The 8868-nt window shown below is 38.5% G+C and carries 9 protein-coding genes and 1 pseudogene; 2 read left to right on the plus strand and 8 right to left on the minus strand.

Annotation, left to right across the window (positions count from 1 at the left end; all coding sequences use genetic code 11):
* The 5 genes from R3333_RS09625 to purH form a co-directional block, all read right to left on the minus strand.
* Nucleotides 1–1124 (minus strand): penicillin-binding transpeptidase domain-containing protein (locus tag R3333_RS09625; protein ID WP_318958580.1); only part of this gene is annotated, 1124 nt, incomplete at its 3' end.
* Nucleotides 1121–1636, minus strand: coding sequence for a hypothetical protein (locus R3333_RS09630; protein ID WP_318958581.1), 516 nt, complete (start codon nt 1634–1636; stop codon nt 1121–1123). The genes R3333_RS09625 and R3333_RS09630, both read right to left, overlap by 4 nt.
* A 1-nt stretch (nt 1637) precedes the next feature.
* Nucleotides 1638–2483: a rod shape-determining protein MreC gene (mreC, locus tag R3333_RS09635; protein WP_318958582.1), complete on the minus strand. Its 846-nt coding sequence runs from the start codon at nt 2481–2483 to the stop codon at nt 1638–1640.
* A gap of 16 nt (nt 2484–2499) precedes the next feature.
* The gene (locus tag R3333_RS09640) at nt 2500–3525 is read right to left on the minus strand and encodes a rod shape-determining protein (RefSeq protein WP_318958583.1); all 1026 of its coding nucleotides are present in this window, start codon (nt 3523–3525) and stop codon (nt 2500–2502) included.
* 97 nt (nt 3526–3622) lie between these two features.
* On the minus strand, nt 3623–5149 hold the full coding sequence (purH, locus tag R3333_RS09645; protein WP_413468683.1) for a bifunctional phosphoribosylaminoimidazolecarboxamide formyltransferase/IMP cyclohydrolase: 1527 nt from the start codon (nt 5147–5149) through the stop codon (nt 3623–3625).
* A 466-nt stretch (nt 5150–5615) separates the two neighbouring features.
* Here purH and R3333_RS14680 point away from each other — a divergent pair.
* Both R3333_RS14680 and R3333_RS09655 read left to right on the plus strand, forming a co-directional pair.
* Nucleotides 5616–5831, plus strand: a pseudogene (locus tag R3333_RS14680) (VF530 family DNA-binding protein); the annotation flags it as partial.
* Between the two features lie 570 nt (nt 5832–6401).
* Entirely contained in the window at nt 6402–7844 is a 1443-nt protein-coding gene (locus R3333_RS09655; protein WP_318958585.1) for an MFS transporter, read from the plus strand.
* A 5-nt stretch (nt 7845–7849) separates the two neighbouring features.
* On the opposite strand, the gene R3333_RS09660 is transcribed toward R3333_RS09655, so the two are convergent.
* The 3 genes from R3333_RS09660 to R3333_RS09670 form a co-directional block, all read right to left on the minus strand.
* Entirely contained in the window at nt 7850–8224 is a 375-nt protein-coding gene (locus R3333_RS09660) for an RNA-binding S4 domain-containing protein (protein WP_318958586.1), read from the minus strand.
* A gap of 1 nt (nt 8225) precedes the next feature.
* The gene (locus R3333_RS09665) at nt 8226–8573 is read right to left on the minus strand and encodes an MmcQ/YjbR family DNA-binding protein (RefSeq protein WP_318958587.1); all 348 of its coding nucleotides are present in this window, start codon (nt 8571–8573) and stop codon (nt 8226–8228) included.
* On the minus strand, nt 8573–8868 hold a 296-nt coding region (locus R3333_RS09670), incomplete at its 5' end, for a T9SS type A sorting domain-containing protein (RefSeq protein ID WP_318958588.1). The genes R3333_RS09665 and R3333_RS09670, both read right to left, overlap by 1 nt.

An 8868-nucleotide genomic window follows, 5' to 3' on the forward strand; every position in this document is an offset into this window, starting at 1 on the left:
ACCGCATCTTGTATATTTTGTGCATTTGGGTGGTTGTGACAACCCACCATTGCTTTATTACAGGGAAACCCGGTATTTTCCGTAATAACTCCTTCTTGCAAACCAACTAGAGCCTGAACCAATTTAAAAATAGAACCTGGAGGGTATTCGGCCTGTAGCGGTCGTGCAAACAAAGGCTTTAAACTATCGTTCACAAGTTTTCTATAGTTCTCCTTTATTTTACGAGAACCCACCATCATATTCGGGTCGTAACTTGGAGCAGAAACCAAACTTAAAATTTCTCCAGAAGACGGTTCAATCGCAACTATACATCCCTTTTTATTGGTCATTAGTTTTTCTCCGTAAGCTTGTAAGTCTATATCTAAACCAAGGGTAAGGGGCGGACCTTGTTCAGCGGCCGTATCCAGCGCACCTCCCGCATAAGTTTCAACGATACCTCCTCTCGCTGATCTAATAATATAGTGCACTCCCTTCTGTCCTCTTAACTCCTTTTCATAATAATTCTCAAGTCCTGTTCTACCTACATAATCTCCTTGATTATAAAAAACAGGATCGGCCTTCAGCTCTTTGTATCTAATCTCGTTCAGGTATCCAAAAATATTTCCTCCATTCGGATAAGGATAATTACGCATAGAGATGGATTGTTCATAAAAACCTTTAAAACGACCTAATCTTGGAGCAATACGAGCAATTTCGGCTTGGGTTAATTGGGTGAGAAAAGCATAAGAACTATAGCCACGGTAATCATTAACTACAGTATCGTTACCTGTAATTTTACTGCGCGTTCTTCTGTCTAACTTTCTTCTGATTTCATTAAAGCGATAGGGAATGAAACTATCGGGTACATTCAAAAGTTGGGCAAATGCATGTGTGTCTAAATCTTCAATGTTATTTTCAATAAACATCAAATTATAGAAGGTTTGATTGGATACTACTTTCTTATGATTTCTGTCGAAGATAATTCCTCGTGGTGGCTTCACTTCTAGCTTCTTTTGAGAAACCTCAGCGGCTCTCTCTTTCCACTTATCATCCACCACTTGCATATAGAAGAGGCGCATAGAATAGATTAATCCTATCGCCACAAAAAGTCCGTAAAAAACCAGTCTTCTAGCTTCTAAATTCATTTCTTTTTCCCCTTCTTAAAGAATAGCACTTGTATGATTATGGCTAAAAATAGGGTTATTACAGCACTTAAAATAGTTTTTTGAAATACAAATAATATTTCTTTGAAACTTAAGTACTCTAAAATGAAAAAGTAGAGATGATGAACCAAAGTGAAGATTCCAAAAACGGGGATAAACCAACGCCATCCCATTTGGTATATATTTCCTTCTTCAAAACCTTCATACCCATCTCTAGGCGAAAACAATGAAAACAACTCCGGTCTTAAATAAGCGATAAGTACCGCTGAACTTGCGTGTAATCCGAAGGTATTCATAAAGAAATCTATGCTCAATCCACACAAGAAGGCGATGACCATAACACCTATTAATCCCATTTCAAAGGGAAGCAATAAGATGAACAAAGGATAAATCATGGGATGTATGCCTAAAGGAAAAGGTATTTGACCTAGTATTAACCCTTGTACTAATACAAAGACAACAAAACGAAGGATATGTTTTACTACTGGATTCATCTTAGTCAATAAACTCTTCTTTAAATACAGACTCCAGGGAATCCTTTTCTAATTTCATGATATTTTCCACTACGAAAACAGACTGTAGTCTTCTTAAGTCATTCCCCAACTTCACGGTAATTTTCCATTCGGGTTTTCCTTCAATTTCTTCAATTGCTGCTACCCTTCCTACAAGGTGATTTTTAGGGAATAAACCAGACTGACTATTGGTAACCACTTCCCAGCCTAACTCCACTGGAATATCGTTAGAAATACCTGTAAGTGTAATTGTTCTTGGATCCTTTTCCGTGCCTTCCCACTTCAATAAGCCCCCTGCATGAACATTTACTATTTCAGCAGGAATATTGATATTTTCTGTTAGAACCGATTTAACCACCGCATAGTGCTTCGACACATCGTAAATAATTCCGACTAAACCATTCGAGGAAATAACCCCCATATCTCTTCGGATACCAGAGGCTGCACCTTTGTTTAGGGTAAAATAATTGTTCTTATAGGTATATGTGGAATTAACAATTACAGCGGGTATGTAATCGAACTGCAATTCTAAAAGGGTGTCTTCTATACGAATTCTATCGTCGGATAATGCAATGTAATTTTCCAATTGCGATTTCTTCAAGGCTTTAATTTCAGCTTGAAGTCGCTCATTCTCCTCTTCCAAAGAAAAGTGTTTGGTAAAATCTTGCTGTGCATCTAACAAGGTAGCTGCAACACCATTACTCGAGTTAAAAAAACGCGTTCTTGGATATTGCACCCAAGAAAAATAAGACGTTAACGCAAATACTTGCAAGATTAGGAAGACCAGAAAGATTCTAAACCTTCTAAAAAAAGCAATTAAATTACGCATTACACCTCAGGAGTTTTTAGTCTCTAATTAAGAATTGGAATCTATCGATGTTTTTCAATGCGATACTTGTACCTCTTGCTACCGCTCTTAACGGATCTTCTGCAATGTGTACAGGTAATTTTGTTTTGATGGCAATACGCTTATCCAAACCTCTTAACATAGACCCACCACCTGCTAAGTAGATACCTGTTTTGTAGATATCCGCAGAAAGTTCTGGTGGCGTCATCTCCAAGGCACTTAAAATCGCCTCTTCAATTTTAGAGATAGTTTTGTCTAATGCGTGTGCTATTTCTGAGTAAGTAACTACGATTTCTTTTGGAATACCTGTCATTAAATCTCGACCACGAACGGCGAAATCTGCAGGAGGGTTCTCCAATTCTGTCATAGCAGCACCTACTTCAATTTTAATTTGTTCTGCTGTACGTTCACCTACCAAGATGTTGTGCTGGCGACGCATGTATTCTTCGATATCTGCTGTAAAGTCATCTCCCGCAACACGGATAGATTTATCACAAACAATACCACCTAATGCGATAACGGCAATCTCTGAAGTACCTCCACCTATATCGATAATCATGTTACCCATAGGCTCTTCCACGTCTATACCAATACCGATAGCGGCTGCCATAGGCTCGTGAATTAAGTATACCTCTTTTGCGTGTGCGTGTTCTGCACTATCACGTACCGCTCTTTTCTCTACTTCAGTAATTCCAGAAGGAATACATATTACCATACGTAAAGAAGGGTTGAACATACTCTTTCCCCCCTTGATCATTTTGATCATTCCACGTATCATGCTTTCTGCACTCTGGAAATCTGCAATTACACCATCTTTCAGGGGCCTGACAGTTTCGATCAGCTTATGGGTTTTCCCATGCATCTGTTGTGCTTTTTTTCCAATGGCAACGATCTTACCTGTTTGGATATTTTTAGCTACAATAGAAGGTTCATCAACAACTACCTTATCGTTTTGAATGATAAGCGTATTTGCTGTACCTAGATCGATCGCAATTTCTTGCGTTAAAAAATCAAATAATCCCATGTGATGTTGTAGAGCAATCTTTTTAGTCCCCCTAAGTTTAGTAATTATTCACCAACTTAGGGGGATAAAAATTCGAAAACTTAGTAATTTTCTATTATTAGTGTTTAAAGTGTCTGTTTCCGGTAAATACCATCGCTACATTGTTCTCGTTACAGTAGTCGATAGATAATTGATCTTTGATAGATCCACCTGGCTGAATAACAGCTGTAATCCCTGCCTTATCTGCGATTTCAACACAGTCTGGGAATGGGAAGAATGCATCAGAAGCCATTACTGCACCTTTCAAATCAAAGTCGAATGATTGTGCTTTGTGAATTGCTTGTCTTAAGGCATCAACTCTTGAAGTTTGTCCTGTTCCACTTGCCAATAACTGTCCGTTTTTCGCCAAGATAATTGTGTTAGATTTTGTGTGTTTCACCAACTTGTTAGCGAACTCCAAATCTTTCAATTCTTGCTCAGAACATTTTGCTTCTGTTCTTGGCTCGAAGTTTTTAATTTCATCCGTAATGAAATCTTTATCTTGTTCCAATACACCGTTCAAGATAGTTCTGAACTGACGTTTTGGTAATTCAATATCTTTTTGAACTAAGATTACTCTGTTCTTCTTTCCTTTCAAGATCTCTAATGCCTCAGCATCGTATCCTGGTGCGATAACTACCTCACAGAATAATTTGTGAATTTCTTCTGCTGTAGGAACATCTATCGTTGTGTTAGAAATCAAGATACCTCCAAATGCAGAAACTGGGTCACCAGCCAATGCGTCGTTGTATGCTTCTAAGATCGTAGCTCTTGTTGCAACTCCACATGCGTTGTTGTGTTTCAAAATAGCGAATGTAGGAGCATCGTTTTTGAACTCTCCCATTAAATTCACTGCTGCATCAACGTCTAACAAGTTGTTGTAAGAAAGTTCTTTTCCGTGTAACTTGTCAAACATCGCATCCATATCTCCGTGGAAAATACCTTTTTGGTGAGGATTTTCTCCGTAACGCAATACTTGCGCTTGGTTGATAGATTGTTTGAACACCTCTTTTTCTCCTTGGTTGAAGTAGTTAAAGATGTGTGTATCGTAGTGAGAAGATACTTGGAACGCATCTCTCGCAAATGATTTTCTTTCTTCTAATGAAGTCTCCGCTCCTCTTGCTTCCAAGATTGCGTTGAACTCTTCGTAGTTATCCATAGATGGGATAATTACTACATCTTCGTAGTTCTTTGCTGCAGCTCTGATTAAAGAAATACCACCGATATCAATTTTCTCGATAATATCTTGGTGAGCAGCTCCAGAAGCTACTGTATCCTCAAATGGGTAAAGATCAACAATTACCAAATCCAATTCAGGAATTTCAAATTCTGCAATTTGCTCTTGGTCTTTTTCTAAACCACGACGGTTCAAAATACCTCCAAATACTTTTGGGTGTAAAGTTTTTACTCTTCCTCCTAAAATAGAAGGGTAAGAAGTTAAATCTTCTACTCTTTCAACATTGATTCCCAAACCTTCGATGAAAGCTTGTGTACCTCCTGTTGAATAAATTGTTACTCCGTTCTTATCTAGATTTTTAACGATTTCATCTAGACCGTCTTTGTTAAATACTGAAATTAAAGCACTTTTGATTTTCTTGACACCCATAATTGCGTTGAATTTAAGGGCGCAAAGATACATAATTCAATTTAAAATTCAGAAAATATAATAAGGTAATGTTTGAGAGTTTGGAAAGTTTGATGATTCAACAATTTAATGATTCAATAATTCAAGGATTTGTCTCTCGACTGCCGCTTGAGAAACTAAGTTTGATTGTTTGATGATTCAAGGATTCAAGACTTCAAAATTCAAGGATTTGAAGATTTGAAGATTTGAAACTAACAAGGTTCACGAGCGGAGCGCTGTACTGAGCGACAGTCGAAGTGTCGAATGGCCAGTTTCTAATGCAAGCTTTCTAAAGATTCAAGGATTCGAAAATTTGAAGGATTCAACAATTCAAAGATTTGAGGGATTAAATTCGTGAATTACCCCATCTCTTTCTCATTTCTCACACTCCTTATTATTTTTTGTTCACACTCCATCCTGTTTTCCTACCTTTGAAGAAAAATAGAAGATGGAAGAACAACCCAATAATCCTTTACACGGCGTTAAGCTGCAAGATATCGTAGAATACTTGGTGCAATTCTATGGCTGGGAAGAATTGGGAAGTCGTATTGACATACGTTGTTTTAATTTGAACCCTACCGTGGGTTCGAGTCTGAAATTTTTACGCAGAACTCCTTGGGCCAGAAACAAAGTAGAGAAACTGTATTTGGACACTCAAAAGAAGGGCAAAGCCATGCCCAACCCTCCCTTTCCATTAAAAGTAAAATCTACAACTCCACCTAAAGCGAAAGAAAAAACTAAAGTAAAGAAGGTGGTAAAACCAAAAGGACCAACAAAAACAAAACAGACCAATAGCGGCAGCAAGTATACCTTGAGGTAGATTTGAGCGTTTGATGGTTTGAAAGTTTGTCTCTCGGCTCCGCTCGAGAACCTGTGTTCGTTAGTGCATGAGGTGTTCCAGGTACTTTGTGTACCCTGTGAAAAACCTATAATCATTGACAATGAAAACGTTAGTCAATACCCATTTGTCGCGCGAAAACAAGACGCTAAAAAATTCTTTATTCTGCATTCTAAAATCTCAATTTATTCCCTATTTTAGTAGTGACAGATTATTTATTAACGTAAAATGAGAAGCACTCTCAGCTTGCAAGATTCATCCCTTCATTCGCAAAGTGAAGGGATTTTTGCTTTTTAGTGATTGGTGAGAAGTGATAAGTCAAAAGTACTGCAGTCTAAAACCATTTCAAGTATAATTACTACATTCAGGGCCGTAAACCATAGATATTTCTGATCCATGCAAAATAATCAGCGTTCTACCTTTGCTATTTTAGTATCGGTTTTCTTTTTCTGGGGCTTTGTTGCTGCCAGTAACGACATACTCATCCCTGTATTTAAAGGGGCTTTTGACTTAGAGAATTGGCAATCTCAATTGATAAACTTAGCGTTTTACGGTGCCTACTTTTTTGGATCTATTATCTATAACCTCATCGCACATGTTAAGGGAAAAGATTTGATTACCATTTTCGGTTATCAAAAATCCATCTCCCTAGGTTTAATTGTGTCGGCCTTAGGAACCTTACTATTTATTCCCGCGGCGAGTTTAAATTCGTACGCGCTTATGTTGAGCGGATTATTTGTTGTAGGACTCGGTTTTTCATTACAACAAACTGCTGCCAATCCCTTCGCCATTCAATTGGGTGATCCCGCCAAAGGATCGCAACGTTTAAGTTTAGCAGGTGGAATTAACAACGTGGGAACGACCGTCGCTCCCCTTCTAATTTCGTTGGCCATTTTTGGAACTTTGGATACCGATAATGCGGTTACGAAAACCATAGAGGATGTAAAAATCCCCTACTTATTATTAGGAATGGCATTTATTTTTGCCGCAGCTGTTTTTTGGTTTACAGCACCAAAGAAAACCTTACAAGAAGACTTGGTTGACACAGCATCATTGAAGGAAGAAGAAGAAACCTTGAAACTCGTATCAGGTACTGAAAAAAAATCTGCTTTAAACTATATCCAACTCCTTCTCGGAATGGGGGCGATTTTCTTTTATGTAGGTGTTGAGGTTGCTACTGCAGGAAATTTAGGGGAATATTTAAAACAAGAATTCAATTATACAGACAGCACTATAGGTCCTTTCGTAGCCCTTTACTGGGGTTCTTTGATGATAGGCCGTTGGGCAAGTTCTGCAGGAGCGTTTACAGATAAAAAGAATACAAGAATGATTTTAAAAATTGTTCTTCCGTATTTAGCCTTTGGCGTTTTCTTATTTACCAGTTATTTATTTGGAAAAGATGTGCGTCCGTTCTACAATTACGCCTTCATCATCCCCGTACTCATCATCGCAGATTTTGCCACAAAGGAGAAACCTTATTCTCAATTGGCTGTATTTGCCGTTCTCGGTATCGTTTCTTTGTTGGTAGGGATTTTTGGTGAGGGAATCACTGCCATCTATGGTTTGATGAGTGTAGGATTATTCTGTTCTACCCTATGGCCTTGTATCTTTACCTTGGCCATCTCCGGCTTGGGTAAACACAGTGCTCAAGGATCTAGTTATTTAGTAATGATGATTATTGGAGGAGCCATTATCTCTACCGCACAAGGTGCTTTAATGGACGCCTGGGATGTCCGTTACTCTTTCTTTATTGATGTGCTTTGTTTTGTGTATCTATTTGTCTTCGCGTTAATAACAGGACCTATACACAAACGCAATTTAGAGGAAGGCGTCCAATAAACGACTTAATCCCATGTAAGGTAATCTTCCAGGTCTCTTCTGTCTTTTTTAGACGGTTTACCCGTACCGTAATTTCTATAGGTGCGTTGCGCCTCTTGGTAGGTTTTGAATTTTTCTAGTTCCACAGGAGAAGTAATATCTTGGATATGGTTGTCTACCAACTTGGCACCTACCCTTTTATCCAGCAACTCCTTAACTCTGTACTTAAAAACAGCATTGTGTTTGGTAATGCTAATCACGTCCCCCCCTTTAATTTCTTTGGCAGGTTTAATTCCTTCATCGTTTACGCGGACCTTACCCTTTTTCACCATTTCAGTGGCGATGGATCTTGTTTTCGCCAAACGCACACACCAAACAAATTTATCTACACGTACTCCCATGCTACTCTAAAGTCTTTTGTATTTTCTTTGGTAGTTTTTGCACCACCAATTCGTAAGAATGATCTATTAGTTCGTAGAACAACGCATCCGGCACATCACTGTTGATTTTAACAGTATTCCAGTGCACTTTGCTCATGTGGTAACCGGGTAAAACACCTTCATAGCTATCGCGTAATTCTACAGCTCTTTCAGGATCACATTTTAGGTTAACGCCATCGCCTTTCTCCAAGGCCATTAACGCAAACATTTTACCCGCTACCTTGAACACCAAAGTCTCTGCATCGAAAGGAAAACTTTCTTCCACGCTTTTCTTTTGCAAACAATAATCTCTTATTTCTTCAATGTTCATCAACGCGAAATTACAAAACGCTTTGTGCTTTGACCAATTTTAAGAAAATAAACTCCACTTGACAGGGTATGGAGACTAATTTGTGCATCGGATGCAAATTGACCTTTAAGAACTTGCTCTCCAAGGGTATTTATAACTTGGTAGCTTTGATTTTCCACCCCTAGAACAAAGAGCATGTCCTGAGCTGGATTTGGATAAAGTGTAAGTTCATTTACGGATCCCCCAAGGTTTAATCCACCAATCAGATCCCAACTCTGATCTAAATCCGATTTTTGCAAGGCCTGGTTGTCCTTCA

It is taken from the genome of Lishizhenia sp., assembly GCF_033720595.1.
Taxonomy (GTDB): Bacteria; Bacteroidota; Bacteroidia; order Flavobacteriales_D; family Crocinitomicaceae; genus Lishizhenia.

Coding starts and splice junctions, on each gene's coding strand:
- R3333_RS09630 (WP_318958581.1), bottom strand. CDS start 1,636: ATGAATCCAGTAGTAAAACATATCCTTCGTTTTGTTGTCTTTGTATTA.
- mreC (WP_318958582.1), bottom strand. CDS start 2,483: ATGCGTAATTTAATTGCTTTTTTTAGAAGGTTTAGAATCTTTCTGGTC.
- R3333_RS09640 (WP_318958583.1), bottom strand. CDS start 3,525: ATGGGATTATTTGATTTTTTAACGCAAGAAATTGCGATCGATCTAGGT.
- purH (WP_413468683.1), bottom strand. CDS start 5,149: ATGGGTGTCAAGAAAATCAAAAGTGCTTTAATTTCAGTATTTAACAAA.
- R3333_RS09655 (WP_318958585.1), top strand. CDS start 6,402: ATGCAAAATAATCAGCGTTCTACCTTTGCTATTTTAGTATCGGTTTTC.
- R3333_RS09660 (WP_318958586.1), bottom strand. CDS start 8,224: ATGGGAGTACGTGTAGATAAATTTGTTTGGTGTGTGCGTTTGGCGAAA.
- R3333_RS09665 (WP_318958587.1), bottom strand. CDS start 8,573: ATGAACATTGAAGAAATAAGAGATTATTGTTTGCAAAAGAAAAGCGTG.